We start from the raw sequence: 25,152 nt of genomic DNA, 5'->3' as shown, positions 1-25,152 counted from the left end.
AACGCACTATGACACCCGACGAACTCCGCACGACGATTCCGGCCCTCGACGAAGTCACGTATCTGAACACCGGCGCGCACGGCCCGAGTCCGCGTCCCATCGTGGAGCGGGCGACCGAGTTCCTCGAATACCACGAGTACGAGTCGCCGGGCGACGACGGTCCCTATCCGGCCGCGTTCGACGCCTACGAGGCTGTCCGCGAGGACGTGGCCGCGTTCATCGGTGCCGAGACCGAGGAGGTGGCGCTGACCCAGAGCACCACCGACGGCATCAACCGCATCGCCACCGCGCTCGACTGGGAGCCGGGCGACGTGGTCGTCCGGACCGACCTCGAACACCCGGCGGGCATCCTCCCGTGGCGGCGACTCGAACGCGAGGGCGTCGAGGTCCGCGTCGTCGAAAGCGACGCGGGGCGGCTCGATATGGACCAGTACGCCGAGGCCGTCGCCGACGCCAAACTCGTCTGTTTCAGCGCCCTGACGTGGAACTACGGAACGCGACTCCCCGTGACCGAACTCGCAGATATCGCCCGCGACGCCGGCGCGCTGACGGTGGTCGACGCGGTCCAGTCGTTCGGCCAGTACCCCGTCGACGTGGACGACTGGGGGGCAGATGTCGTCGCCGGAGCGGGCCACAAGTGGCTACTCGGGCCGTGGGGCGCTGGCTTCCTCTACGTCCGACGCGAGGTCGCAGAAGACATCGAACCGCACGCCGTCGGCTACCGCGGCGTCACGGAGCCGAACGCCGACGGCCTCGACTTCGCGCCGGGGGCCAAACGCTTCGAGGTCGGAACCACCAACCCCGCGCCGCACGTCGCGCTCCGGGAGGCTATCGATATCGCCGAGCGCGTCGGCCTCGACCGAACCGAAGAACACGTGCGCGACCTCGCGAACCGGTTTATCGAAACCGTTCCCGAGGGTAGGCTGTTGAGCCCGCACGACCCCGAATCGGGGCTCGTCTCGTTCGAAGTCTCCGACCCGGAGGGAACGGTCGAACGCCTCAAGTCGGCGGGAGTGGTCGTCCGGACGCTTCCCGAGCCGACGGCGGTCCGCGCGTCGTTCCACAACTTCAACGACGAGTCGGACGTGGCGGCGCTTCGCGACGGACTCGACGGGGAGTGGTAGGTTCAGCGCAGTATCTGCCACGGCGGTAAACGTTCATATCCACCGACGCGGAAGCCCCGGGCATGCATCCCACGGCACGCAAGTTCGCCGACCAAGTACGCGATTCTCACGGCTTCGAAGCGACCATCGAGGAGTTCCCCGAGGGGACCAAGACGGCCGATGACGCGGCGGCGGCTGTCGGCTGTGACGTCGCCCAAATCGTCAAGAGCATCGTGATGCGCGTGGGCGACGAGACGGTCGTCGTCCTCACGAGCGGTGCGAACCGCGTCGACGAAGGCTCGCTCGGCTCCGAGTTCGGCGTCGAACAGGGCTCGGTTCGAAGCGCCGACCCCGACGAAGTGAAAGAGGCGACCGGCTGGAGCATCGGCGGCGTGCCGCCGACCTGCCACGCGACGGACTGTCCCGTCCTCGCGGACCCGACGTTCGAGTCGTTCGACCGGATTTGGGCCGCCGCGGGGACGCCCGAGGCGGTGTTCCGGCTCACGCCGGACGACCTACGGGCGCTCTCCGAACCGCGGTTCGTCGACGTGTTCGAGTGAGACGGGAGCAGAATCGAGGCGAACACCCGGCACGCTCCACCACCGACCGCGGCGAGCACAACACCACGATGTCCGCTGTTCTTCACCGTCGGAACGGAGTTCGCATCGCCGGAGAGAAACGGTGAAACTGCCGCAAAACTACTGCGAGACGACCGGAGCGCCGCGGCTGGTGCGTCGAGTAAGATAAACTCTCCTTTCGGAGAAAATGATTACTGAATGTGGCCTTCGCGCCGGAGCTGGTCCGCGTCCTCGCCGGTGTAGCGCCATTCGATGTTGGCTTTCTCGTCCTGCCAGTCCCACGGTTCGACGAGCACGACGTCGCCCTCGTTAATCCACGTGCGGTACTTCATGCGGCCGGGGATGCGGCCCATGCGGTTCTTTCCGTCTTCACAGCGGATTCGGACGTGGTTGCCACCGTTGTGCTCTGTGACGACTGCGAACAGCTCGTTGTCGTTGGGCATTCGAAGGTTTCGACGCCCTTGATTTTCACTCACATTCTTGCTCGGGGACGGAGACGGATAACTTATCGGATACTCGTGATACCAAATGTCACGGCGTTGAAACTGGATGGTTGGGGGTTCGAACACCACGTTGTCCGCTGTTTTTCGACAGATTGGCCGGTAGCAGGGGAAGTGGTGCGTGGGTGCAACCCACACGGATCGTCCGAGGTTCCGTTGGAAGTCTCGTTCGTGGCGAATCATGTTAGTTGAGAGTCATGTGAGGGGAGTCATGTTAGAGGTCGGGCATCGCTGGGTCGTCGCTGAGAGCGGGGGCGAGTGCGACGAGAGTCTCGATGATTCCCCTACAACACCACTTTGTCCGCAGTTATTCGTCGTCTCAGCCCCTGAAAAGACGCGTTCACCGATTCACGGAGCTTCGCAGAGTCACGGAGAACAGATTCCGTCGGGAGTCGAAGACGAGCGAAGAAGTCGGTCGACTCGACCGGACGAGACTAACCACGCGGTTGTGTGACGACCCGTGTCAACGAGCGGTCGGGAACTGTTCGGTGGGTGTTGACACGGACACCATGTTGTCCGCTGTTCTCGGCGAGTGTGAACGAGGGGGACGAGACGGCGTGAGACGGGGAACACTCACACCACTTTGTCCGCTGTTCTCGGTGAGAGGCGGTACCCCCCATCGTCGTGAGCCGGTTCTCTACCGTCGGGTTCCGACCGGTCGGATTAGTTTATAGTTCCAAAGGCGTGAACGAAAAGAGCGGTCCGCAGACAGCCCCTATACAACTATTATAATTGCCTGTATTACGGACTTAGTTTAAATTACAGTATAATAAATCTTTCTCTAATTAAAAACAAGCGGAAGCGTCCAGTTGAACCACTTGTCACCCTCGTCTCCCAGAACAGCGGACAAAGTGGAGGGGGTGTGTTCCCGCCAATCTATATAAAGGACGAGAACAGCGGACACTGCGGACGCGGTGGTTTTATCAATGAAGTGGTCGAACCGTGGTAGTATGCCCCTATTCGAGCGGGACACCGAGATTTATCGGGACAGGGACGCCCTCCGGGAGGACTACCAGCCCGAGGAACTCGTGGGGCGTGACGAGGAACTCCGCACGTTTCAGGCCGCACTCCAACCGGTCATCAACGGCGAACAGCCCAACAACATCTTCCTCTACGGGAAGACCGGCGTCGGCAAGACCGCGGCGTCGCGGTACCTACTCGGTCACCTCCGCGAGGACGCGAGCCACTACGACGACATCCACCTCACCGTCGTCTTCCTGAACTGCGACGGACTCACGAGTTCGTATCAGATCGCCACTCGACTCGTCAACGAGTTCCGGTCGGAGTCGAACCAGATCAGCACGACGGGCTACCCGCTCGGCTCCGTCTACGAGATGCTCTGGCAGGAACTCGACGACTGCGGCGGGACGATAATCATCGTCCTCGACGAAATCGACCACGTCAACGACGACAGCATCCTCTATCAACTCCCGCGAGCGCGGGCCAACGGGAACCTCGACGCGGCGAAGGTCGGCCTCATCGGCATCTCCAACGATTTCTCGTTCCGCGACGACCTCTCGCCGAAAGTCAAAAGCTCCCTGTGCGAACAGGAGATTCACTTCCCCGCGTACAACGCCAAGAACCTCCGCGCCATCCTCGAACAGCGCGCCAAAGTGGCGTTCCGCGAGGGCGTCCTCGCCGACGAGGTGATTCCGCTCTGTGCCGCCTACGGCGCGAAAGACGCCGGTGACGCCCGCCAGTCCATCGACCTGTTGATGAAAGCCGGCGATTTGGCCCGCGACGACGACACCGACCGCATCGAGGAAGAACACGTCAAGCGCGGTCGGCGCGCCCTCGAACGCGGCCGCATCAAAGAGGGCATTAACGGCCTGACCGAACACGGTCACCTCGTTCTCTACTCGCTTTTGACGCTCGAACTGGAAGACGAGACGCCGATTCGCTCCCGCGACGTTCGCCCCCGCTACACCCGCTTTACCGAACTCGCCAACCGAGACCCGCTCGTCCCGCGACGGATGCGCGACCACCTCAGCGAACTCGCGATGCTCGGCATCGTCTCAGTCACCGAGCGAAACGAAGGCCGTCGCGGCGGAACGTACCGCGAGTACGCCCTCGATATGGACGTCGGGCTCATCGTCTCGGCCATGCGCGATACCATCGAACTCGTGGGCGTCCACGAGACGGTCGAACCCTTCCTCGACGGAGAGAAGACGAGCACGCTCGACGACTTCATCGAGCAGTAGGCGACATCGACTGCGATTACTGCGGACATCGTGGTGTCGGTTTCGCGTCCGGTCGCCGAAGCGGTGCTCTCCTGCGCGTTACGGACTGACAAAACGGTTCTCCCCCGCGTTCCGACACTGCCTGTTCCGCGCGGAACTGACTACTAATTGAGTAACTCTCGTAACGCGCGTCTCGAAACGAGCGTTCGTCGGACGCGCCGAGTTCTCTTTGGGGCCAGTTCCCGGCCGCTTTGAACACCACCATGTCCGCGGTAATCGGCTATTTTCGCCGCTTACTAGAACAGCGGACATTGTGGTGTACCAATCCGTCCACGACGTCCTATCTCAGCGATAGCGCCTCTATTCGTGGCTTCTATCGGGATAACAGCGGACATGCTGGTGTTCGGCGTCGCGCCTTTCGACGCGCGTAATCTGCCCGTGAAATCGCGTCTTCGACAACAGCGGACGCGACGGTGTTCGACTGTCGTTCGTCTCAGCTCCGAACTCACTCGTCACCGACTGCCCGATACTCGGACGGAGCCCTCCGTCTGGAACACCACGTTGTCCGCTGTTCTTCGGGTGTTCGAACAGCCACTCGGCTTTCCTTCCTCGCGCTCTTCGCGCGCGAAATCGTTGCCCCGAACCGTTCCCCGTCTACTCGTCTCGCTCGCTGGGCCGCCGCGCGTCACTCGTCGCGAGTTTCGAGGACGGCGTCGGCGATTTCTTCGGGGTACTCGGCGGCGACGCGAACGAGTGCGTCGTGGAACTCGCGGCCGGTCAGGTCGCGCACGTCGTGTTCCCGGCGCAGGAGCGATTCGACTTCGAACTCGGCGTCGTCCAGTCGGTCGAGCGTCTCGGTTCGGACGTAGATGCTCTTTGCGGTCGTCGCCTCGAACTCGAACGCCGGGCCGCCCTCCGCTTTCGTCGCTTGTTCCGTGTCGTCGGCGACTGCGCTCTCTTCTCCCGTGTCCGACTCGGCCGCTTCCTTGGCCTCGTCGAGTTTCTCGCTTTCGCCTAGTTCGTCGCTTTCGTCTGGCTCTTCGCCTTCGTCACTCTCGCCGTCACCGTTCTGCTTCTCGTCGCCGCCATCCGATTCCTCGCTCGCGTCTTCCGACTCGGATTCGTCCGCGGTCTCAGACTCGACCCCCGGTTCGGCATCTGACGTCTCGGGCGCGTCGGACGCGGTTTCGTCCGGAACCTCCTCGTCGTCGGACTCTGACTCAGATTCCATCGCCTCGCCGAGGCCGGCGAATCGGTTCTCCTTAGGCATCGTTCGTCCCTCCGCGCTCGACGATTTCCGCGAGCTGGTCGAGTCGGTCCAACATGTCGTTCGATGGGTCGTACTCCCGGAGCGTCTTCCCGTCGCGCCAGGCGCGACTGAACGCGATTCGGTGTCTGATTCCCGGTCCCTTCGAGTCGGGGTCGTCGAACAGGTCCGAGTGGGCGAACGGCGGGATGAACCGCTCGAAGGGGGAGTCTTCGAGGTTGCGGATGATACGTTTTTCCTCGTTGTTCCCCGTGAGGTCGTTCGGGACGATGGCGAGGATGTCGAGGTCGACCTCGCGGCGAATCGGCCCGATCTGCTGTTCGAACATCCGCTCGAAGCCGCTCACGCTCGGTTCGCTCATGAGGAGCGGGACGACGACGTTCCCGGTTCCGATGAGCGCCGCGTCGGAAAGCGGGCCGAGGCTCGGCGGCGAGTCGATGACGATGTAGTCGTAGTCGTCGCCGAGAAGCGGGTCGACGATTCGGCGGCGGACCCAGAGCACGCCGAACGTCGAGTTCCGAACGCGGTCTTCGATGTCGTCGAGGTCGACGTGCGAGGGAAGCACGTCGAAGCTCTCGCGGTCGCGTATCACCTCGTGTACGTCGATGGGGTCGTCGTCGGTCAGCACGTCGCCGATGTTCGGCTCCGACGACTCGTAGGCGTCTTTCAGTCCGACGCCCTCGGTCGCGTTCCCCTGCTGGTCGAGGTCGACCAACAGCACGTCGTTGCCCCGCGCGGCGAGCGCGTCCGCGAGGTTGATGGCAATCGTCGTCTTTCCAACCCCTCCCTTCTGGAGGGAGACGCTCACGGCTCGCGACACTTATCGGCCCCCCGTCGAAGAGCGATTTCCACAAATTGTACACAGTGTACGCTGTGTCTGCTGTCTGAGCGGTGCAAACTCCGTTTGAATTGCGAGCTGTGCGGACATTTGAGGGCTCGAACTGACCTTCCGCGGCGTGCCACATAATTTTATCCACGACTTTTGAACCGTTAGGACTGCTTCTACATTCTACACATTCTACAATTTTTAGAAATTTTAAAAATTGTAAAAACCGCAGATTCACGCCCAGTGACTCGTCTCCGTTCCGACCTGAACAGTCTCCGCTTCGCTCGACGTGTCCGATTCTCGAACATCGTCCGAACTCTTTGATGTTCTCGCAGTGCACGAATCTCCCGCGGTGCAGACCGTCTATGAATTTCACAATTTCTACAATTTGTAGAGTGTCTGTGAATTCTAAAACTCGGGAACCGTGCGAACCTCGCGAGCGGTGCACACCGCGTGGGCGGTTTCGACTGCCTCCGCTGTTCGCGCCGCCCTCACAGTCCGTCCAGTTTCGACTGTTCGAACGTCGTCTCCGACCGGCATCCGATTCGCACTGGAACCGAAGAAAATGGGTATTCAGTGTCGCTCGACCGAGGATACTGCGGACATAGTGGTGTACCTCTCGGCGGTCGCGTCCGACTCAGTTGGCGAGTTTGTCGGCGAACTTCTCGCGGACCTTCTCGACTTTCGGGCTCGCGTGGAACTGGCAGTACGCGTCGTTGGGGTTCTTCTCGAAGTAGTCCTGGTGGTACTCCTCGGCCTCGTAGAACGTCTCCAACGGGACCAACTCCGTGACGACGTCGTCGTCGTACTCCTCGTCGAGCGCCTCGATGTAGGCCGACGCCTGCCGCTCCTGTTCGTCGTCGTGGAACAGGACGATAGAGCGGTACTGCGTCCCCACGTCCGGCCCCTGTCGGTTGAGTTGCGTCGGGTCGTGGACCGCGAAAAACACGTCGAGCAGTTCGTCGTAGCCGACGACTGCGGGGTCGTACTCGACCTGCACGACTTCGGCGTGGCCGGTGTTCCCCGAACAGACCTGTTCGTAGGTCGGGTTCTCCGTCTCGCCGCCGGCGTAGCCCGACGTGACCTCGCTGATGCCGTCGAGTTCCTTGAACGCGGCCTCGACGCACCAGAAACAGCCGCCGCCGAACGTCGCAGTCTGTGTGCTTCCCATAGCCCCGGTTACGTCGCCGAGGAATTAAGCCCCGCGGCGGGGGCAGTCGCGGCCGGGGCCCGCACTCGTCGACGACCGCGAACCCAGCGGTGGTTGACGAGCGAGCCCCGGCCGCGTACGCGAGTTTTCCCGACCAAACTGTACGCGAAGCCAACATTTATCCGCTCTGTCTGTCAGCAATTACCATGGAAGACGTATTCGTCGCGAGGCTCATGTCCACGAACCTCCACACGGTCACCCCAGACACGCTCGTCGAAGACGCGGCGCAGTTGATTCTCGACAACAACATCAGTTCGGTCATCGTCGTCGACGAGGACAACCGGCTCGAAGGCATCCTGACGACGACCGACTTCGTCGACATCGTCGCCAAGAGCCAGCCGAAAGCGCAGACGACCGTCGAGCGGTACATGACCACCGACGTGATTACCGCGGGCGCACAGGACTCCATTCTCTCCGTCGCGGAGTCTATGACCGAACACGGCTTTCACCACATGCCCGTCGTCGACGAGGAGGAAGGCGTCATCGGGATGATAGCCACGTCGGACCTCGCCGCGTACCTCTCGCAGACCGGACAGTTGGCGCGGTCGTAACGCAGTCTCTTCTGCCTGACTCCGCGCTACTCCACCTGCTCGGAGAGGCTCTCGACGATGCTCGCCAGCCGCGGGTCCGTCGCGTTGCCGTGGTGGACCGCGAGGGGCGAGACGCTCACCTCGCCGTCGACCATCGCGCGGCGGTCGCTCCCGACCGGATAGCGGTCGCGGTGTTCGTCGTCGAGCGGGAACGGGTTCTCGAAGCCGACGGCGTCCGGCCACGAGACGTCCTGCAGTCGGACGTAGACCTCGCCGTCGTCGAGGTCGTGTTCGCGGTCGCCGTCCGGGAGCGCGCCGGCGTCGGCGTGGTGGTCGACCTGCTGGTCGTAGTCCGCGAAGGGTCGGGTCACGCGCATCCGGGGGCTCGGCACGTCTGCCGGGGCGTTGACGTTCAGGAGGTCGACCTCGTCGAACACGTCGGTCCCGAAGACGCGCTCGGTCAGGGCGCGGGCGACTCGCGCGGGGCGGGAGAAGTCGTACTCCTCGGGCGGGTGGCAGAAGAAGTCCCGCGCGTGGTAGCTGGAGACGGCGATAGCGGGCGTCCCGAGGAACGCGGCCTCGACGCCCGCGCCGACGGTGCCCGACCGGCCGACGACGTAGTTGCCCGCGTTCGGGCCGTCGTTGATACCGGAGACGACGATATCGAAGTCCGCGTCGAGGCCGCGAAGGCCGTAGGCGACGCAGTCCGCGGGGGTGCCTTCGAGGGCGTACCCCCACGGGTGGTCGCGGCGGACCGCGCGTTCGTTTCTGGCGCGGCCGACCCCGCTTTGGTTCTCGGCGGGCGCGACGACGGTCACGTCGCCGACGGCGGTGAGTTCCTCGCGCATGGCGGCGATGCCGGGCGCGTCGATGCCGTCGTCGTTGGTGAGGAGGATTCGAAGCGGAGACGGGGAGTCGGTCATCGGGTCGTGAATTTCCGCCGGTCGCCGTAGCTATTCCGGATTCGGACCCGACGGCGTCGCCGCCTTCCGGCCCGTCGTCGAAAACGGGTCGTACTCCACGTCGTCGATGGTCGCCCGCCAGTACGGCAGGTCGCCCGTCGGGAGGGTCCACGCCACTTCGGCCGCCGCGGGGACCCGAATCCCGTTCACTTCGCGGTAGTCGCGGAACCGTCCCGTCCACGGACGCCGCTCGTACTCGCCGTGCCCCGTCTCGCGCCACCGGTCCGCGGTGACCCGCGCTATCTCGTCGGTCTCGTCGAAGTGGAACACGACGGTCGCGGTCGACCCGCCGTGGGAGAGCGTCGCGCGGGCCGAACGGTCGTCTCTCGGCTCCCAACTGACGCCGTGGCCGGGGAGAAACGCGGTCGGAAACCAGACCATCTCGGCGAGGTATCGGGAGAGTTCGCCCTCGTCCAACTCGGGCGACTGCGGGGCGTCCGCGACGGTGACCACCGAGAGGAGCGTCGCTTCGAGCGTCCCCGCGCCACCGACGAACGCGTCGGCGACTCGAACCGACAGGAACGGCACGAGGGCGATTCGGGCGTCCCAGACGAACCCCGGCGGGTCGACCGTGTAGTGCTGGGTCGCCGTCATCGGCTTCCACGGTGAGTCCGCGTCGCCGAGTCTGAACTCGCCCGTCTGGCGGAGCCGAACCGACCGAACGAGCGGAGGTTCGTCGGGAAGCACGCGTTCGAGATACCGTCGAACCGGAGCGGGAAGGTCGGTGGTATCCGGTGTGTCAGTCCCCGTCTCGTCTCTCTCGGTCGATTCGGCGTACTCCCGCCGGAGCGTATTCAGCAGTCGGGCGGCCGTGTCGTCGGCCCGTGCCCGAATTGCGGCGAGGAGAACGCCGACGGCGAGCGCGCCGCCGGCAACCGCGATGCCGAGTCGTCCGAGCGTTCGATTCCGTTCCATACCGGCCGATACGAGTGAGACGGATATGAGCCTCGTCGTCGTTCTCGCGAGTCGGTATCGACCAAACTCCTGTCAACGAGACGTTCAAACATCCGAGACTCTCACGAACGCGTGAATATAATTCAAACGACGACTTTATGTAATTAAGTTCGTACTAACGAACGAATGCGCACCGAACCGATGCGGCCGGCACGCCGGGCACCCGCCGACATCGCGGTTAATCTCCCGTTAATGCGCCTGTTTTCGGAAGATACGTCTCCGCCACCGTCGGTGGTCCTCCCGTCGCCGACCGCCGCGACCGCCGCGACCGCCGCGAGCGATACGGACCGCCGCCACCGGGCCGCCGTCTCCGCTCGCCGCCGAACGGCCCCGAGAGAACGCTCCGACTCGATTGCGCTCCGACCCGTCTCCGCGAGCGAGGTGGGCGTTGCGTGAGCTCCGTCGACGGGGGCGACGACGTGCCGTGGGACGACGTGGGCTTCGTCATCAGCTCTCGCTACCGCGTCTCCGTGCTTGACCGGCTCTCCGAGGGCCCGGCGACGCCGACGCAGATCGCCACCGATTCGGAGAGCGCGGTCGCCCACGTCTCGCGGGCGTTGCAGGAACTCAGAGACCGCTCGCTCGTGGAACTCCTCGTCCCGGAACAGCGCCGAAAAGGGCGGGTGTACGGCATCACCGACGACGCCGAGAACATCTGGCACGTCATCCAAACACAGCAGATGGCGTGACAGCGGTCGTCTCGCGGCCGATGAGCCGACCCGGACGACTCACTTCGTGGCGATTCGCTCGGACCCCTTGCTCAGGAGCTGGTAGGTCCGCTTGGCGAGGTTCATCCCGACGCCGGTCGACTCGACGACGTAGTACGGGACGAGCTCGCCGCCGAACTTCGATTTGTAGTTGCAGAGCCGCTCCGTGTTCGCGCCGACGAGGTCGTACTTCGTGACCGACGCGAGCGCCTCGTCTTCGACGATGTCCTCGATGATGGTCCAGTGGAGCAGGCTGTTGATGCTGACGCCGTCGTACTCCCCGCGCGCACCGCCGAGCCAGAAGTAGCCCACCTCGGCGGAGAAGGGGACGATCATCCCGCTGAGGTACTCGCCGTCGGGGTCGCGGGCGACGTACACCCGACACCGGTCGCCGAGGTTCTCGACCAGCGACTCGACGAACTCCCACGGCATCCCGAACGGTTCGTCCTGCTCGTCGTACCGCGACACCACGTCGTCGTAGACGACGCGAGCGCCGTCGAGTCCCTCGTCCGCGATGGTGATGTCGAGGTCGCGGGCCTGCCGAATCTCGCGGCGGAGACTGCTACTGAACTGGGCCTGTATCTCGTCGAGCGAGCGCCCGTCGAGGTCGAGCCGGTAGGTAAACGAGGGCTTGACCGCGAAGCCGGTCCACTCGAACGGGCGGGGGTCGAGATACGCCGGCGAGCAGAGCAGGCGGACGAACGTCCGGTTCGAGCGGATGCCGAGTTCCTCGACCACGAGGTCGGCGAACTCGCGGTTCACCGACTCGTAGGCGCTCTGCTTCGGGCTGTTCGGCATCATCACCGGGCCGATGTATGGAATCGCCATCGACGGCGGCGGGGAGACGACGACCCGTCCGAGGGGGTTCCGGCGGACGAACGTCGGGAACAGCGCGACCGGCTCTTGGCCCTTGAAGACGCCGAACAGGTGCATTTCGCCGTCGAAGTGCTCGTCGATTGCGGCGAGCACTGCGGGGGTGTGGAAGACTTCGGTGCCCGACGAGGGGAGCGCGGCTCCCCACTCGTCGAGGCTCAGGGGTTCGATACGGAGTTGTGACATGTGTCGTGGTCGTGTGGTTGGGTGGTCGTCGGTCGGTGCGTCGGTCGGTGCGTCGGTCGGCGCGGCGGGCGGGTCGTCATCGGTGGAGGAACCCCGAGACGAGCCGCGACGGGAAGCTCGTCCCGTTTCCCCGGGACAGCATCTCGATGCCGGGGCCGAGGCGGCTCTTGTACAGGTGCGCGATGGTCCTGACCGGGAGCGCGCCGTGTTCGATTTGGTAGAACGTGACGAGTTCGGGGTTGTACTTGCTCTTGTAGCGGTTGAGCCGGCGGTTGTTCGCGCCGACGAGGTCGTAGCGGCGCATCCCGGCGTCCATCCCGTCGCGCATGATGCGCCAGTCCAGCAGGTCGTTGACGTCGATGCCGAAGTCCCGCTGGGGCCGGACGCCGCCGAGCCAGCGGTAGAGCGTGTCCCCGTACTGGAGGACGAGAATCCCGCTCACGAACGCCCCGTCGTACCGGAAGACGTAGGGGCGGACCTGCCCCGCCGGGAGCGAGTCGTACAGGTCCATGACGAACTGCGGCGGCACGTCGAACGACATGTCCTGTTCCTCGTAGCGGTTTTCGACCAGCGTGAGAATCGAACAGATGTCGTCGCGGTCGCCCTCCTCGATGTCGGAGACGAGCTTTCGCCCGTCGCGGATGTTCCGCCGGGCGCTCCGGCTGAACGACATGAGGAGGTCCTCCTCGCCGCGGGTCAGGTCGACGTTGTAGGTGTACTTCGGCGACACGTCACAGCCGCCCCAGAGGAACGTCCGCATGTCGGTGTAGTAGTCGCCCACGCGGACGTGCGTGTAGTTCGGGCCGATGTGGTCGTCTATCCACTCGGTACAGCCGTCGATGAACTGGTTGCGTCGGCGCTCGAACTTGCGGCTCTTGATGTTGCCGGCGTCGAGCATCACGGGTCCGAGGTAGGGGACGCCGATGTGCGGCGGCGGCGAGAACGCCGTCTTGACCAGCCCCTTTCGAATCTCGAAGACGGGGAACAGGCCGACCGGCTCTTCGGTCTTATAGCCGACAAGCAGGTGGAGCTTCGAGTTCGAGTACTTCGCCTGGAGCCGAAGCGCCTCGTACTGGTGAAAGAGGCTGGCCTGACTCGACCGCTCGACGTACGTGTCCCACTCGTCGCGGTCGCGGTGGTCGAACTCGGCGATTTCGATGGTCATGGGCTGGGGGCCGTCAGGTGTTCGTACTGCGTCCGTGACCCTCGACAACACGGTGCGGGGCTGGCCCGACCGTCCCGCCCGACTCGACTGCTTCCGATTCCCCGTTCAAACCGCACGGACGGACCGAAATCGGCCGATTCCCCGGCCGACGCGGCGGCCCCGTAAATCGACCCGCGGTCCGGTCGGGCCGCGTCGGCGTGTATCATTCGAAAAGACATTCTCGAACTACTGTGACGGGAGGACGGGGATTTGTTATGAAGCGACTAGCCGGCGTTCGCGCCGGCCTGCCCGCCGTTCAGGGAGTCTCTGCCGCCGCCCGTAGGCGCTCGATACCGTCGGCGTCGATGCCGTAGCCGTGGGTCGGTTCCCCGGCGACTCTGGTGGCGACGTACTCGGCGATGGCGTAGGCCATCCACGCCTGACACCACCGCATGAGCGTCATGCGCTTGGTGTAAAAGCGGTGTTTGCGGAAGTAGAACCGACCCTCCGACGGGACGTACATGTTCGCCAGCGCCCAGTCGATGGCGCGCTCGGCGCGGTCGTACTGGCCCGCGTAGGTGAACACGAGGATGCCCTGCGCCGTCGCGTGGATGTCACGCGGGTAGGGGTGCTCCTCGTCGAAGTTCGGCGCGCCGTCCTCGTCGAACAGCTCGCGGGCGTAGAAGTCGAGGCCGCGTTCGAGCGTCTCGTCGTACCGGCCACTGCCGACGACCTGCTCGTAGCGCTGGAAGCACTCGACGATGAAGCCGTTGTGGTGGTTGTCCATCGAGAGGTGCGAGGCGCTCGCGGGCTCGCGGTAGTACCAGCCGCCGCGGTCGGTCTGCTTCGACGCGACGAAGTCGTACACCTTCTCGGCGCGTTCGAGCAGTTCCTCGTCGCCGAAGTGGTCGTACAGTTCGACGAACAGCCGCGCCCCGATGGCCAGCGCGTTGAGCGTGTAGCTGTCCTTCGGGTGCGAGAGGTAGTAGTCCATGACCGCGCCGTCGTCCTTCGGCCGGTAGTTGAGGTCCTCGAGCATCACGTCCACGGCGGTCTTGGCGATGTCCGGGTAGTCTGGGTCGAACTCGCGGCCGGCGAGGAGCGCCTTGACGCCGTAGGCCGTCGAGACGATGTTCGGCGAGTGTGGAATCCCCGACCGCGGGCCGTTGCGACCGGAGATGTGCTGGATGACGTGGCGGTGACTGCCGGCGAAGCCGCTGTAGCCCTTGGCTTGGTTCTCGACGAGCCACTCCGTCAGCGCCGCCGCGTCGTCGCGGTACGTCTCCGCCGGGCGGTCGCCGTCGAACCACTCGGCCAACTGGGCGCGGGTCCGGTTCGCCATGGCGAACAGCGTGATGCCCTTGAAGTTCCGGCGCTTCTCGACGAGGAACAGCGGGCGGACGTTGACGGGCGAGCGCTTGATGAACTCCTGGACCGCGAGGTTGAACCAGCGGTTGTCGATAGGGACCGAAAGCAAGAGCCTGCTACTCATGCCGTCGCCGTAGTCCCAGCCCTTGTAGTCGCGTTCGCGGGCGTAGTCGAGCACGTCGTCGAGCACGTCGACGTACCGCTGGAGTCGCTCTGCGTCGGCGTCGCCGTCGCGGTGATACTGTTTCGGTGATGGATTCATGATACAGAATAGCCTCTCTGAGGGGTATTGGCTGTCCGAGAGGAAGCCCGCTGGCGGCTTTGTTATGGGGCCGATACCGACCGACGACGCCGGATTCTAGGGGGAGGGCGAGCGACCCGCGTCACCGGCGGTCGCGCTTTCGGTCTCCGTCTCGCTCGATTCCTCATCGGTACGCTCGGCCAAGAACGTCCGGTAGTAGTCGGCGACGGGGCCGACCCACGCGCCGCGGTCGAGCGCCCGCTCGATAATGCGGCGGTAGAGCCGGCGGTAGCCGGGGAACTCGTCTTCGTTGAAGTACCGCGGGTGCCACAGCACGGTCATCACGGCGTCGTTCGCCTCCGCCTCGTCGAGGAGGCGCTCGCATTCGGCCCACGCCTCGTCGAACGCCGACCCGGGGTCGGGAAGCGACACCTCCATCAGCGTCAGCGGGAAGACGACAAAGTCGTCGTCGAAGGGTCTGAACGGCCGGTAGCCGTGCTGGAACCCGTTTTCCGAACTCGATCCGGGGCTGGCGTCGTACTTCAGGCCGAGTTCGCGGTGGTAGCGCCACGTGTTCGGCCCGAGTTTGAGGTGGTGCTGGCGGCCGCCGACGACCTCGTGGCCGAGCACCGCTTCGAGTTCGCGCTTTTCGGTCCGGAGGCGGTCGAAGTCGTCGCACGACCGGAACGAGCCGTGGATGCCGACCTCCCAGCCGCCCCCGTCGAGGTCGCGGACGGCGTCGGCTATCGACGCCGAATCGAGGTCGTACCGGCCGAGGTGTTCGACCCAGTTCTTCGGTTCGAGCCAGTCCGAAAGCGACCCCGTTTCGAGGAGGCTCGGCTCGTTGAGGAAGTAGAACGACGAGCGGACGCCGAGGTCGCGTTCGAGCGCCATGACCTCCTCGAACTGCCAGTAGGGGTTCTCCCGCCGGAGGAGCGTCCTGAGGTGGTAGCCGGGGTTCGACTTCGCCGCGTAGTACAGCCCCTGATACGTCTTGTACGGGCGGTCAACGTCGTGGGTCAGACAGACCGCGAAGCCGGGCCCGGACTCGCTCGGTTCCGCGCGGGTCACGCGGGGGTCACCTCGCGCGCCCGAATCGCCCTTCTCCTTTCGCTCACGCATACTCGTACTCCGAGAGCGCGGCGACGATTCGCTCGGCGGCGCTCCCGTCGCCGTACAGCGAGGGCTTCTCCGGGAGCGGGTCGTCGTCGGCCAGCGCCGCCCGAATCGCGGTCGCGTCCGCGCCGACGAGGGCGTTCCAGCCGGCGTCGACGGTTTCGGTCCACTCGGTCTCGTCGCGGAGCGTGAGACACCGGGTGTCGAGGTAGAACGCCTCCTTCTGGACGCCGCCGGAGTCGGTGGCGACGCGCTCCGCGCCGTCGAGCAGGCGGACGAAATCGAGGTAGCCGACCGGCTCCACGAGGACGACGTTCTCGGCGTCGGCGAGCCGCGGCCAGAGACCGCTTTCTTCGAGCGCCCCCTCGGTCCGGGGGTGGACCGGGAAGACGACCGGGAGTTCTGACGACACGAGCCCCTCCACGATACCTTCGAGGCGGTCGCGGTCGTCGGTGTTGGCGGCGCGGTGGACCGTCGCGAGGACGTACTCGCCGTCTCGGAGGTCGAGGTCGGCGAGTATCGACGACCGCTCGCGGGCGGCCTCGCGGACCCGGAGGACGGCGTCGTACTGCACGTCGCCGGTGACGGAGACGCCGTTTCGGATGCCCTCGCTCGCCAGCGTCTCGGCGGCCGACTCGGAGGGCGCGAACAGCAGGTCCGAGCAGTGGTCGGTGAGCACGCGGTTGACCTCTTCGGGCATCTCCCAGTTGTGGCTCCGCAGGCCGGCCTCGACGTGCGCCAGCGCGGGGTCGCGCTTCGCGGCCACGAGCGCCGCGGCGAGCGTGGAGTTGGTGTCGCCGTAGACGAGCACCACGTCGGGGGCCTCGTCGGCGACGACGGCGTCCAGCCGGGTCATCATCTCGGCGGTCTGGGCGGCGTGGCCGCCCGAGCCGACCCCGAGGTTGTAGTCCGGTTCCGGGATGTCGAGTTCGTCGAAGAACACGCCCGACATCGACTCGTCGTAGTGCTGGCCGGTGTGGACGAGCACCTCGTCGTGGTCGCGTCTGAGCGCGTCGGAGACGGGGAACGCCTTGATGAACTGCGGGCGCGCGCCGACGACCGAGAGCACCTTGAGACGGCTCATCGGCCCGGCCCCCCGTGCGCCGAGTCGGCCGCAATCTCGGGGTCGACGTCGTCGGCGTCGGCCTTTGCCGACTCGCCCCGCGGCCCGCCGCCGATTTCGTACACGCGGTGGCCGATGTCGCCGAGGGTGCCGCGGCCGTCGACGACGACGAGGTCGTCGAAGGCGGCCCAGTCGATGCCGTCGAACTCCTCGTGCGGCGTGACGACCACGGCCGCGTCGATAGCGCGGGTCGGCAGGTCGGCGAGCGCGACGGGGGTCGCGCCGAAGGACGCGACGACCTCGTCGGAGAGCATCGGGTCGACCGCGAGGACGGTCGCGCCGAAGTCGTTCAGCCGGTCGATGACGCCCGCGGCGGGCGTCGCGCGGGTCTCGGCGACGCCGGGGCGGTAGGTGACGCCGAGGACGGCGACGGTCGCGCCCCGAATCTCGCGTCCCGCCGCGGCCAACTCGTCGCGGAGTTTGTCGGCGGTGAACGCCGGCATGCTGTCGTTGACCTCGCGGGCGGTCAGGAGCAGGGGCGTCTCGGCCTCGACTCGGCTCGTGATGAAGTACGGGTACCACGGGATGCAGTGGCCGCCGACGCCCGGGCCGGGCGCGTGGATGTCGCAGTACGGCTGGGTGTTGGCCGCGTCGATGGCCTCGGTCACGTCGATGCCGAGGTCGTCGCGGAGCCGCGCGAGCTCGTTGGCGAGCGCGATGTTCACGTCGCGGTAGACGCCCTCGAACAGCTTCACGGCCTCCGCGGTCGTCGCGTCGCGCACGGGAATCACCTCGTTCGAGGTTAGCTCGCCGTAGACGAGCGCCGCGACGCGGGTGCTCTCGGCGTCGACGCCGCCGACGATTTTCGGGTGCGACTCGGTGATGTCGCGGAGCGCTCGCCCCGACGAGGTTCGCTCGGGGCAGAACGCCACGCCGAACTCGCCGGCCGAGAGGCCGCTTCGGTCCGCGAGGTACGGGACGACGAGGTCTTTGCTCGTCCCCGGCGGGACGGTGCACTCGACGACGACGAGGTCGCCGGGCGCGAGTCCCCGCGCGATGCTGTCGAGGACGGCCTCGAACGCCGCGAGGTCGGGGTCGCGGTCGTCGGTCAGCGGGGTCGGGACGATGATGACGTGAATCGCCGCGGATTCGGCCGCGGCGACGCCGTCGGTGGTCGCCCGGAGCGCGCCGCGTTCGGACTGCTCGGCGACTAGTTCGGGCAGTCCAGGTTCCTTCGCCACGTGGCACTCGCCGTCGTTGACGCCGCGGACCACGTCCTCGCTGATGTCGACGCCGGTGACGTTGCCCGTCGCGCGGGCGTAGACGGCCGCCAGCGGGAGGCCCATCTTGCCGAGGCCGTACACCGCGACGGGGACCTCGCCGGCGCGCAGGGCCCGCGTCTGTTCGTCGGGCGAGCGGTCGGAGCCGTACAGTCCGGGTCGCTCGCGGCTCATTGCCGGCCCTCCGAGGAGTCCGCGTTCTCCGCGTTCTCAGCGGTCTCCGCGTTCTCCGCGTTCTCAGCGGTCTCGACGCTCCGAACCGTCGATTCGGCGTCGGCCTCGATGCGCCGGGCGAGGTCGATTGCGCGCAGGCCGTCGGCCGGCGAGACGAGGACCGGGCCGCCGTCGGTCGCGGCGTCGACGAACGCCTGTAGCTCGCGCTTCAGCGGCTCGCCGGTGGAAATCATCGGCTGTTCCATGACCACCTCGTGGCGGTAGCGGACGCCCCCGTTGTCCCGGAGGTAGTCCGGCCGCGACTGGCGGAAAATCTGGACCGACTGGTTCAGGTAGTCGACCCGGATGAGCCGGTCGCGCGCGGTGATATCGAGCGTCCGCGTCTTCTGCTGGGTGAGCCGACTCGCCGTGAGCGAGGCGATGACGCCGTTCTCGAAGGTCAACTGCGCCGTCGCGTACTGCTCGTCGGGCGTGGCGGTCGCGGCCACGCGGTCGACCTCCGCGCCCACCAGCGACAGCACCACGTCGATGTCGTGAATCATGAGGTCCATGACGACGCCGTCGCCCATCTCGCGGTTCAGCGGCGGGCCGAGCCGGTTCGCGGTGATGGCGATGGGGTCGACGCCGTCGAGGAGGTCGGGCAGGGCGCGGACGGCCGGGTTGAACCGCTCGATGTGGCCGACTTGGAGCACGACGCCGCGGTCCTCCGCGAGCGCGGCCAACTCAGCGCCCGCGTCGAGGTCGTCGACGAAGGGTTTCTCGACGAGCGCGTGGACGCCGGCGTCGATGCACTGCCGGGCGACCGATTCGTGATAGGGCGTCGGCACCGCGACCGTCACCACGTCCACGCGGTCGAGCAGGTCCTCGATGCCGTACGCGTCGGTGCCGAAGTCGGCGGCGACCTCTGCGGCGCGGTCTACGTCCGCGTCGGCGACGCCGACCAGTTCGACGTCGCGAAGCTCCGCGTAGACCCGCGCGTGGTTGGTTCCCATCGACCCGACGCCGATAACGCCCGCTCGTACCGGGCGCTCGTGACCGCCGTCGGCGCGGAGCCCGGCGGGTTCTCGGCTCACCTCGCCACCTCCGCGTAGTTGGCGACCGCAGTCCCGACGCGCTCCACGTCGGCCTCGCTGAGTCCGGGGTGGACCGGGAGCGAAAGCACCCGTTCCGCGGCTTCCTCCGCGACGGGGGCCGACACCGCGAGGTGTTCGTACGCGGGTTGCTTGTGGACGGGCTTCGGGTAGTAGACGCCCGTGGCGATGCCCTTCGCGTCGAGGTACGACTTGAGGGCGTCGCGCTCGATACCGTCGCAGGCGACGGTGTACTGGTGGAAGACGTGGGTCCGGTCCGGCGGCGTGTGGGGCGTCGTGACCGGCGACTCTTCGAGGTACTCCGTGAGCGCGGCGGCGTTGGCCTGCCTCGCGCGCGTGAACTCGGGGAGGCGTTCGAGCTGGACCCGGCCGATGGCCGCGGCGATGCTCGTCATGCGGAAGTTGTGGCCGACCTCGGCGTGTTCGTAGCCGGAGACGCGGCCGTGGTCCACGAACCGGGCGGCGCGCTCGGCGACCTCGGCGTGGTTGGTCGTAATCACCCCGCCCTCGCTCGTGGTCATGTTCTTCGTCGGGTAGAACGAGAAGCACGCGGCGTCGCCGAAGGAGCCGACGCGGCGTCCCTCGACTTCAGCGCCGTGGGCCTGCGCGGCGTCCTCGACGAGCAGGAAGTCGTACTCCTCGGCGAGTTCCACGAGGCGCGTCATGTCCGCCGGGAGGCCGTAGAGGTGGACCGCGATGACCGCGTCCACCTGCTCGCCGGCTCTGAGCCGCGCTTCGAGCGCGTCGGGGTCGATGTTGTACGTCCGCGGGTCGATGTCGACGAAGCCCACCTCGGCCCCCGTGAATGCGACGGCGTTGGCCGTCGCGATGAACGTGAAGGGCGTCGTCAGGACGCGGTCGCCGGGGCCGACGCCGAGGGCGTGGAGCGCGGCGTGGAGCGCCGTCGTCCCGTTCGAGGTGGCGACGCCGTGGTCGGCCCCGCAGTAGTCGGCGAACTCCCGTTCGAAGCCCCGAACCTCGGGGCCGTCGGCTATCATGCCGCTTTCGAGGACGGCGGCAACTCGGTCCCGTTCGGCCGCGCCGAGCTGGGGCGCGGCGATGGGGATGTGGTCTGAACTCATCGTCGTATCCTGTTTTCTCCCCGCAGTTGTTCCGGTAGCTCGCGGTGGACGGCGGGGACGCCCACGGCGAGGGTTCGCGGCGGCACGTCGTTCACGACGAGCGCGCCCGCGGCGACGAACGCGCCCTCGCCGACGGTCACGCCGGGGAGGAGCGTCGCGTTCGCGCCGATCGAGGCGTGGTTCTCGATTATCGGCCCGACCAGTTCCGCGTCGGTGCGGACCGGATAGGGGTCGTTCGTCATCACCACGCCCGGCCCGACGAACACGTCGTCGCCGATGCGGGTGTTGGTGGGGATGTAGACGTTCGTCTGGATGCTCACGCGCGACCCGATGGTCGTGGTGCCGTCGACGACCGTCTCGGTCCCGAGAAGCACCTCGTCGCCGATGGTCGTGTGCTCGCGGACGAGGACGTTGTGGCCGGTGACGAAGTCGTCGCCGATGGTCACGTCGTCGTAGACGATGGTGCCGGCGCGGATTCGCGCCCGGTCGCCGATGACCGGGTCGTCGCCGTCGCCGTAGCCGATGGTGACGCCGTCGTCGACGTGGGACTCGACGCCCACCTCGGCGCTCATCTGCGTCCACCTCGCGTCGGTCGCGCTCCGTCGGCCGTCTGTGTCGACTCGGCGGTCGGCCGGGTCGACTGGAAAATCTGGAATCTCATATCATGTCGGCGGGGAGTCTGCCTGCCTTAGCGAAATTCAGTCTCGGTGAGGGCTTTGTTATGGAGTGATTGCCGCCCGGATTCCGGTCGCAGTCACTTCGTAACGCCGCGGCGGATTCCGGTCACAGAGCGCTTGAGAAGCCCCACGCCGGGAGCGCCGTCGCCGAGCCAGAGCCAGACGGCGCTCCCGAGCAACGCGAGTTCGAACGCGACCAGAATCCACGCCTCGGGCCGGCGGAGGAACACGACGAACCGGCGCAGGTAGAACCACGTCTGGGCGAAGAAGCCGCCCATCGACGACTCGCTCCCGTGGGACAGCGGCCAGAGGAACGCCCGAATCACGTCGTAGTTCCCGAAGAAAAAGCCGTTGTACAGCAGGTCCGCGGGGATGTGCGAGAGGTAGCCGAGGGCGAACGCGACCCCGACCGTCGTCGCCCCGTAGCGCCGCGCGACGGCCACGACGACTATCGAGAACGGAACCGAGACGAGAATCGAGTGCGCCATCGAGATACCGCTCGGGAGGACGCCGAACGACCACGCCAGCGGCTTGTCGACGAGGTCGGGGAACTGCGTTCCGACGAGCACCGCCAGCGCGGCCCAGCCGTCGAGTTTCCGGCCGGTCACCCGCGCCCACAGCGAGACGAGGATGTAGCCGACGGCGGCGTGTTCCCACGGGAACATCAGCGGTCGCTCCCGGTCGGTCGGCTCGTCGTTGCGGTCGGTCGGCCCGTCGTTGCGGTCGGTCGAGCCGCCGTCGCGTGCCGGCGGTTCGTCGTTCCGGTCGAGTGACCCCGCGTCGTCGCGTCCGTGTCGGCGGGTCGTCGTCGCGGGGGGTGTGTGGGGATAGGCGTCTGGGACATCTGGTTTGTGGGGCGCGTCGCGGTCGGTCGTGGAGGGTGAGACGTCCTCCCGCGTCGGGTGCGGATGTTCTGTCCGCGTCGGGTGCGGAGGAGGCGAAACGGCGCGCGAGCGCCCGGTCAGGGAACCCGAGTGCTCGTCCGGATTTTGTTATGGCGACCGTAACGACTCCGGGGCGATTTTCGCGGCCGGGAACGGGCGTCGATTCGACCGGAGTCGGCGGGTAGACGCCGTATAACTACTCTCGCGGGGCGCGTGGAACCGCCAGAGAGTATGCGATACCTGTTCTTCACCAACACGCCCGCGCACGTTCACCTCTACAAGTACGCCGTCAGAGAGCTTCAGGCGATGGGCCACGACGTGCTCGTCCTCGGCCGCGACTACGGCTGTACCAAAGACCTCCTCGAATACTACGAGCTCCCGCACGAGATTTACGGCTCCTGCGGGACGACGAAGTACTCGCTTTTCAAATCGCTCCCGTTCCACTACGTCAACATCTTCCGCGCCGTGCGGCGATTCAAGCCCGACCTCATCTTCGGGATGGGCGGCTACGCGGCCCACGCGGGAGCCGTCTCGCGGACGCCCGTGGTCCTTCTCCTCGACTCCGAGCCGACCTCGCTGGACCACGTCGTCTCCCGGCCGTTCGCCAAGGCGATTCTGACGCCGCACACCTTCGGGAAGGACCTCGCGGACAACCACTACCAGTTCCGCGGGTTCAAAGAGACGGCGTATCTCCACCCCGACGTGTACGAGCCCTCGGTCGACATCCGGGCCGAACTCGGCCTCGACCCCGACGAGCAGTTCGTCGTCGTCCGGTTCAACGCGTTCGGCTCGCACCACGATGTCGGCCACGGCGGCTTTACGCCCGAGCGCCGCCGCGAACTCATCTCGATGCTGGGCGAGCGCGCGACCGTCTTCGTCCTCGACGAGAGCGAGGAGCGCCGCGACGGCGACCTCGATACCCGCCCGTTCGACTTCCACCCCGCGCTCGTCCACGACGTGCTCGCCGAGGCGAGCCTGCTCGTCGCCGACACCCAGACCATGGTCACTGAGGCGGCGCTCCTCGGGACGCCCGCCATCCGGTCGAACTCCTTCGTCGGCGACGACGACATGGGCAACTTCGTCGAACTCGAACGGCAGGGGCTCATCTCCAACCTCAAGTCGTTCGACGACGTGATGGCCCGCGCCGAGGAACTCCTCGCCGACGACGGCGCGAAGGCCCGCTGGGCCGAAAAGCGCGACGCGTTCCTCGCGGACAAAGTCAACCTCACCGACGTCATCGTCCAAGTGGCGCTGAACTACGGCTCCGTCGAGACGGTGGACTCGCTGACGCGACACACCGTCCCGGCGTAGTCGTCGCCGGCGCCATCGAAGCCCCAACCGGTGATTCTGTCCCCGAGAAGGCGGTCAATCGACCCATAACTAACCCCCGAACCGCCCAATTTTCGCGTATCGACCGGCGCGCGCTCGCGCCCGCCTCGACGCGTCCCGCGACTCGGAGTCGGAGTCCGCGACTCCTCGACTACGACCCGCAGAACCAACCCATGAAGCCCAAGCAAACACTCCTCATCGTCGGCCCGAAAGGCACCGGCGGCATCGACCGATACATCACCGAACAGCGTCGCTACCTCGAAGACCGGATGGACGTGCGCGTCTACACGCGCTACACCGCGCCGAAAGGCGAGGGGCTCGAACTCGCCGCGCGGATGCTCCTCTCGTCGCTCGTCGCCGTCACCCTGTTTCCCTTCCAGCGACGCCCGGACATCGTCCACGTCCACTCGTCGCACACCTACTCGTTCTACCGCGCGGCGTTCTTCGCCCTGTTTTCGAAGTACGTCTGGGGCGTCCCCGTCGTCTTCCACATCCACGGCTCGTCGTTCGACGACTTCCTCGCCACCGACTCGCGGGCCGTCCGCCGACTCCAGTCGCTCGTCTTCGACGCCGTCGACGACGTGGTCGTCCTCTCCGAGTACTGGCGCGGGCTCGTCTCCCGCCTCGCCGGCGAGGAAAAAGTCCACGTCATGGCCAACGCCGTCGAACCCGCGGAGTACGACCCGACGTACCCGACCGACCCCGTCCACCTCGTCTTCGTCTCGAACCTCATCGAGCGCAAGGGCATCCGCGAGTTCCTCGACGCCGTCGAGATACTCGAATCCACGCCCGGTCTCGACTTCGAGGTGAGCATCGGCGGCCGCGGCCCCCACGCCGACCGCGCCGAGGCGGTCGCCGCCGCCCACGACAACGTCTCGTACCTCGGCTTCCTCTCCGAGGAAGACAAGCGCGACCTCATCAGCCGCGGCACCGTGTTCGTCCTCCCGACCTACGCGGAGGGGCTTCCCATCGCCATGCTCGAAGGCATGGCCGGCGGCAACGCCATCGTGACCACGCCCGTCGGCAGTATCCCCGAGGTCATCACCGACGACCGCGGGATTCTCGTCACACCCGGCGACGCCGAGGAACTGGCGCGGGCGCTCGCCCGACTCGTCTCCAATCCCGAGGAAGCCGTCCGCATGGGTCGGACGAACCGAGCGGCCATCGAAGAGCGCTACTCGTGGCAGTCGAACGCGGACGAGCTGGTGGCGATGTACGCCGAGGCGGCGTAGCGTCGAGGTCTGTTTCTTTCGCGTGGTTTTTCGCCGCTGACCGTCGACCGCCCCGATTGTCTGAGTCGCGCTCGGTTCAAGCGGACGGTAGCTCAGCTGACGCTTCAATCCCGAAAGGGTTCGTCTGAAACGCGGACGAGACCGACACCGCGCATACCTCCGTTGAGGGGCTTCAACCCCACAAGGGTTCGTCTGAAACACTCCGAGTCCGGGATGCCGGGCGGGGGCGACCCCGTGCTTCAACCCCACAAGGGTTCGTCTGAAACACTCCGAGTCCGGGATGCCGGGCGGGGGCGACCCCGTGCTTCAACCCCACAAGGGTTCGTCTGAAACACGTAGCGGCCTCGGGCGATGCTGACGGCGCGGACAGCTTCAACCCCACAAGGGTTCGTCTGAAACGCGGGCCTCGACGCGCGCCCGTCGAGAGGTTCCAAATGCTTCAACCCCACAAGGGTTCGTCTGAAACTGTCACCCCCGAAGACCACCCGGCTCCGCTACCGACGGCTTCAACCCACAAGGGTTCGTCTGAAACGTTCCGAGCGTCGTCGTCGACGACGTCGACGAGCGCTTCAACCCCACAAGGGTTCGTCTGAAA

The 25,152-nt window shown here is 66.3% G+C and carries 23 protein-coding genes; 7 read left to right on the top strand and 16 right to left on the bottom strand.

Annotated elements, in window-relative coordinates:
• Window positions 1-8 precede the first annotated feature (8 nt).
• Window positions 9-1,124: an aminotransferase class V-fold PLP-dependent enzyme gene (locus C438_RS02965; protein WP_004967773.1), complete on the top strand. Its 1,116-nt coding sequence runs from the start codon at window positions 9-11 to the stop codon at window positions 1,122-1,124.
• A gap of 62 nt (window positions 1,125-1,186) precedes the next feature.
• On the top strand, window positions 1,187-1,663 hold the full coding sequence (locus C438_RS02960) for a YbaK/EbsC family protein (protein WP_004967772.1): 477 nt from the start codon (window positions 1,187-1,189) through the stop codon (window positions 1,661-1,663).
• 209 nt (window positions 1,664-1,872) lie between these two features.
• Here the strand turns inward: C438_RS02960 and eif1A are convergent, their stop codons facing one another.
• Window positions 1,873-2,157 carry a translation initiation factor eIF-1A gene (gene eif1A, locus C438_RS02955; protein WP_013035036.1) on the bottom strand — a complete coding sequence of 95 codons (285 nt, stop codon included), beginning with the start codon at window positions 2,155-2,157 and terminating at the stop codon, window positions 1,873-1,875.
• Between the two features lie 974 nt (window positions 2,158-3,131).
• On the opposite strand from eif1A, the gene C438_RS02950 reads away from it, so the two are divergent.
• The gene (locus C438_RS02950; protein WP_004967771.1) at window positions 3,132-4,382 is read left to right on the top strand and encodes an orc1/cdc6 family replication initiation protein; all 1,251 of its coding nucleotides are present in this window, start codon (window positions 3,132-3,134) and stop codon (window positions 4,380-4,382) included.
• Between the two features lie 664 nt (window positions 4,383-5,046).
• Here the strand turns inward: C438_RS02950 and C438_RS02945 are convergent.
• From C438_RS02945 to msrA, 3 genes are all read right to left on the bottom strand, one after another.
• Window positions 5,047-5,631, bottom strand: a complete 585-nt coding sequence (locus tag C438_RS02945; RefSeq protein ID WP_004967770.1) for a hypothetical protein — start codon at window positions 5,629-5,631, stop codon at window positions 5,047-5,049.
• The gene (locus tag C438_RS02940; RefSeq protein ID WP_004967769.1) at window positions 5,624-6,448 is read right to left on the bottom strand and encodes a ParA family protein; all 825 of its coding nucleotides are present in this window, start codon (window positions 6,446-6,448) and stop codon (window positions 5,624-5,626) included. The genes C438_RS02945 and C438_RS02940 overlap by 8 nt, the downstream gene beginning before the upstream one ends.
• Window positions 6,449-7,091: 643 nt before the next feature.
• Window positions 7,092-7,625: a peptide-methionine (S)-S-oxide reductase MsrA gene (msrA, locus tag C438_RS02935; RefSeq protein WP_004967768.1), complete on the bottom strand. Its 534-nt coding sequence runs from the start codon at window positions 7,623-7,625 to the stop codon at window positions 7,092-7,094.
• 185 nt (window positions 7,626-7,810) lie between these two features.
• Here msrA and C438_RS02930 point away from each other — a divergent pair, with 185 nt between their 5' ends.
• Window positions 7,811-8,215 carry a CBS domain-containing protein gene (locus C438_RS02930; RefSeq protein WP_004967766.1) on the top strand — a complete coding sequence of 135 codons (405 nt, stop codon included), beginning with the start codon at window positions 7,811-7,813 and terminating at the stop codon, window positions 8,213-8,215.
• 26 nt (window positions 8,216-8,241) lie between these two features.
• On the opposite strand, the gene surE is transcribed toward C438_RS02930, so the two are convergent.
• Window positions 8,242-9,117, bottom strand: a complete 876-nt coding sequence (gene surE / locus C438_RS02925; RefSeq protein WP_004967765.1) for a 5'/3'-nucleotidase SurE — start codon at window positions 9,115-9,117, stop codon at window positions 8,242-8,244.
• 30 nt (window positions 9,118-9,147) lie between these two features.
• On the bottom strand, window positions 9,148-10,071 hold the full coding sequence (locus C438_RS02920) for a DUF6920 family protein (protein WP_004967764.1): 924 nt from the start codon (window positions 10,069-10,071) through the stop codon (window positions 9,148-9,150).
• 431 nt (window positions 10,072-10,502) lie between these two features.
• On the opposite strand from C438_RS02920, the gene C438_RS02915 reads away from it, so the two are divergent.
• Window positions 10,503-10,799, top strand: coding sequence for a winged helix-turn-helix domain-containing protein (locus C438_RS02915; protein ID WP_004967761.1), 297 nt, complete (start codon window positions 10,503-10,505; stop codon window positions 10,797-10,799).
• A gap of 39 nt (window positions 10,800-10,838) precedes the next feature.
• Here the strand turns inward: C438_RS02915 and C438_RS02910 are convergent, their stop codons facing one another.
• The 10 genes from C438_RS02910 to C438_RS02865 all read right to left on the bottom strand — a co-directional run bounded on the left by C438_RS02910 (window position 10,839) and on the right by C438_RS02865 (window position 21,777).
• Window positions 10,839-11,876, bottom strand: a complete 1,038-nt coding sequence (locus C438_RS02910) for a lipid II:glycine glycyltransferase FemX (RefSeq protein WP_004967760.1) — start codon at window positions 11,874-11,876, stop codon at window positions 10,839-10,841.
• Window positions 11,877-11,952: 76 nt separating this feature from the next.
• On the bottom strand, window positions 11,953-13,041 hold the full coding sequence (locus C438_RS02905; RefSeq protein WP_004967759.1) for a lipid II:glycine glycyltransferase FemX: 1,089 nt from the start codon (window positions 13,039-13,041) through the stop codon (window positions 11,953-11,955).
• 295 nt (window positions 13,042-13,336) lie between these two features.
• Window positions 13,337-14,650: a hypothetical protein gene (locus tag C438_RS02900; RefSeq protein ID WP_004967758.1), complete on the bottom strand. Its 1,314-nt coding sequence runs from the start codon at window positions 14,648-14,650 to the stop codon at window positions 13,337-13,339.
• Window positions 14,651-14,746: 96 nt separating this feature from the next.
• Window positions 14,747-15,751 (bottom strand): polysaccharide deacetylase family protein, encoded by a 1,005-nt coding sequence (locus C438_RS02895; protein ID WP_004967757.1) that lies wholly within the window; start codon window positions 15,749-15,751, stop codon window positions 14,747-14,749.
• Entirely contained in the window at window positions 15,744-16,829 is a 1,086-nt protein-coding gene (gene wecB, locus C438_RS02890) for a non-hydrolyzing UDP-N-acetylglucosamine 2-epimerase (RefSeq protein ID WP_004967756.1), read from the bottom strand. Before wecB ends, C438_RS02895 begins: the two co-directional genes overlap by 8 nt.
• The gene (locus C438_RS02885) at window positions 16,826-18,262 is read right to left on the bottom strand and encodes a nucleotide sugar dehydrogenase (RefSeq protein ID WP_004967755.1); all 1,437 of its coding nucleotides are present in this window, start codon (window positions 18,260-18,262) and stop codon (window positions 16,826-16,828) included. The genes wecB and C438_RS02885 overlap by 4 nt, the downstream gene beginning before the upstream one ends.
• The gene (locus tag C438_RS02880; RefSeq protein WP_004967754.1) at window positions 18,259-19,335 is read right to left on the bottom strand and encodes a Gfo/Idh/MocA family protein; all 1,077 of its coding nucleotides are present in this window, start codon (window positions 19,333-19,335) and stop codon (window positions 18,259-18,261) included. Before C438_RS02880 ends, C438_RS02885 begins: the two co-directional genes overlap by 4 nt.
• Entirely contained in the window at window positions 19,332-20,435 is a 1,104-nt protein-coding gene (locus C438_RS02875; RefSeq protein ID WP_004967753.1) for a DegT/DnrJ/EryC1/StrS family aminotransferase, read from the bottom strand. Before C438_RS02875 ends, C438_RS02880 begins: the two co-directional genes overlap by 4 nt.
• Window positions 20,432-21,007, bottom strand: a complete 576-nt coding sequence (locus tag C438_RS02870; protein ID WP_004967752.1) for an acyltransferase — start codon at window positions 21,005-21,007, stop codon at window positions 20,432-20,434. Before C438_RS02870 ends, C438_RS02875 begins: the two co-directional genes overlap by 4 nt.
• Before the next feature lie 182 nt (window positions 21,008-21,189).
• Window positions 21,190-21,777: a metal-dependent hydrolase gene (locus C438_RS02865; protein ID WP_004967751.1), complete on the bottom strand. Its 588-nt coding sequence runs from the start codon at window positions 21,775-21,777 to the stop codon at window positions 21,190-21,192.
• A gap of 450 nt (window positions 21,778-22,227) precedes the next feature.
• Here C438_RS02865 and C438_RS02860 point away from each other — a divergent pair, with 450 nt between their 5' ends.
• Both C438_RS02860 and C438_RS02855 read left to right on the top strand, forming a co-directional pair.
• On the top strand, window positions 22,228-23,307 hold the full coding sequence (locus C438_RS02860; protein WP_004967750.1) for a DUF354 domain-containing protein: 1,080 nt from the start codon (window positions 22,228-22,230) through the stop codon (window positions 23,305-23,307).
• A gap of 191 nt (window positions 23,308-23,498) precedes the next feature.
• Entirely contained in the window at window positions 23,499-24,557 is a 1,059-nt protein-coding gene (locus C438_RS02855; RefSeq protein WP_004967749.1) for a glycosyltransferase family 4 protein, read from the top strand.
• The last annotated feature ends 595 nt before the right edge of the window (window positions 24,558-25,152 follow it).

Source organism: Haloferax denitrificans ATCC 35960, assembly GCF_000337795.1.
Taxonomy (GTDB): domain Archaea; phylum Halobacteriota; class Halobacteria; order Halobacteriales; family Haloferacaceae; genus Haloferax; species Haloferax denitrificans.
The sequence above is the reverse complement of the archived record's forward strand: the minus strand, read 5'-3'. Positions and strand labels throughout refer to the sequence as shown.

Excerpts from the sequence above, each read along its gene's own strand:
- C438_RS02920 (WP_004967764.1), bottom strand. The coding sequence starts at position 10,071 with ATGGAACGGAATCGAACGCTCGGACGACTCGGCATCGCGGTTGCCGGC.
- C438_RS02885 (WP_004967755.1), bottom strand. The coding sequence starts at position 18,262 with ATGAGCCGCGAGCGACCCGGACTGTACGGCTCCGACCGCTCGCCCGAC.
- surE (WP_004967765.1), bottom strand. The coding sequence starts at position 9,117 with ATGACCGACTCCCCGTCTCCGCTTCGAATCCTCCTCACCAACGACGAC.
- C438_RS02895 (WP_004967757.1), bottom strand. The coding sequence starts at position 15,751 with ATGCGTGAGCGAAAGGAGAAGGGCGATTCGGGCGCGCGAGGTGACCCC.
- C438_RS02960 (WP_004967772.1), top strand. The coding sequence starts at position 1,187 with ATGCATCCCACGGCACGCAAGTTCGCCGACCAAGTACGCGATTCTCAC.
- C438_RS02855 (WP_004967749.1), top strand. The coding sequence starts at position 23,499 with ATGAAGCCCAAGCAAACACTCCTCATCGTCGGCCCGAAAGGCACCGGC.
- C438_RS02870 (WP_004967752.1), bottom strand. The coding sequence starts at position 21,007 with ATGAGCGCCGAGGTGGGCGTCGAGTCCCACGTCGACGACGGCGTCACC.
- C438_RS02900 (WP_004967758.1), bottom strand. The coding sequence starts at position 14,650 with ATGAATCCATCACCGAAACAGTATCACCGCGACGGCGACGCCGACGCA.
- C438_RS02910 (WP_004967760.1), bottom strand. The coding sequence starts at position 11,876 with ATGTCACAACTCCGTATCGAACCCCTGAGCCTCGACGAGTGGGGAGCC.
- C438_RS02945 (WP_004967770.1), bottom strand. The coding sequence starts at position 5,631 with ATGCCTAAGGAGAACCGATTCGCCGGCCTCGGCGAGGCGATGGAATCT.
- C438_RS02860 (WP_004967750.1), top strand. The coding sequence starts at position 22,228 with ATGCGATACCTGTTCTTCACCAACACGCCCGCGCACGTTCACCTCTAC.
- wecB (WP_004967756.1), bottom strand. The coding sequence starts at position 16,829 with ATGAGCCGTCTCAAGGTGCTCTCGGTCGTCGGCGCGCGCCCGCAGTTC.
- C438_RS02965 (WP_004967773.1), top strand. The coding sequence starts at position 9 with ATGACACCCGACGAACTCCGCACGACGATTCCGGCCCTCGACGAAGTC.
- msrA (WP_004967768.1), bottom strand. The coding sequence starts at position 7,625 with ATGGGAAGCACACAGACTGCGACGTTCGGCGGCGGCTGTTTCTGGTGC.
- C438_RS02930 (WP_004967766.1), top strand. The coding sequence starts at position 7,811 with ATGGAAGACGTATTCGTCGCGAGGCTCATGTCCACGAACCTCCACACG.
- C438_RS02905 (WP_004967759.1), bottom strand. The coding sequence starts at position 13,041 with ATGACCATCGAAATCGCCGAGTTCGACCACCGCGACCGCGACGAGTGG.
- C438_RS02865 (WP_004967751.1), bottom strand. The coding sequence starts at position 21,777 with ATGTTCCCGTGGGAACACGCCGCCGTCGGCTACATCCTCGTCTCGCTG.
- C438_RS02875 (WP_004967753.1), bottom strand. The coding sequence starts at position 20,435 with ATGAGTTCAGACCACATCCCCATCGCCGCGCCCCAGCTCGGCGCGGCC.
- C438_RS02950 (WP_004967771.1), top strand. The coding sequence starts at position 3,132 with ATGCCCCTATTCGAGCGGGACACCGAGATTTATCGGGACAGGGACGCC.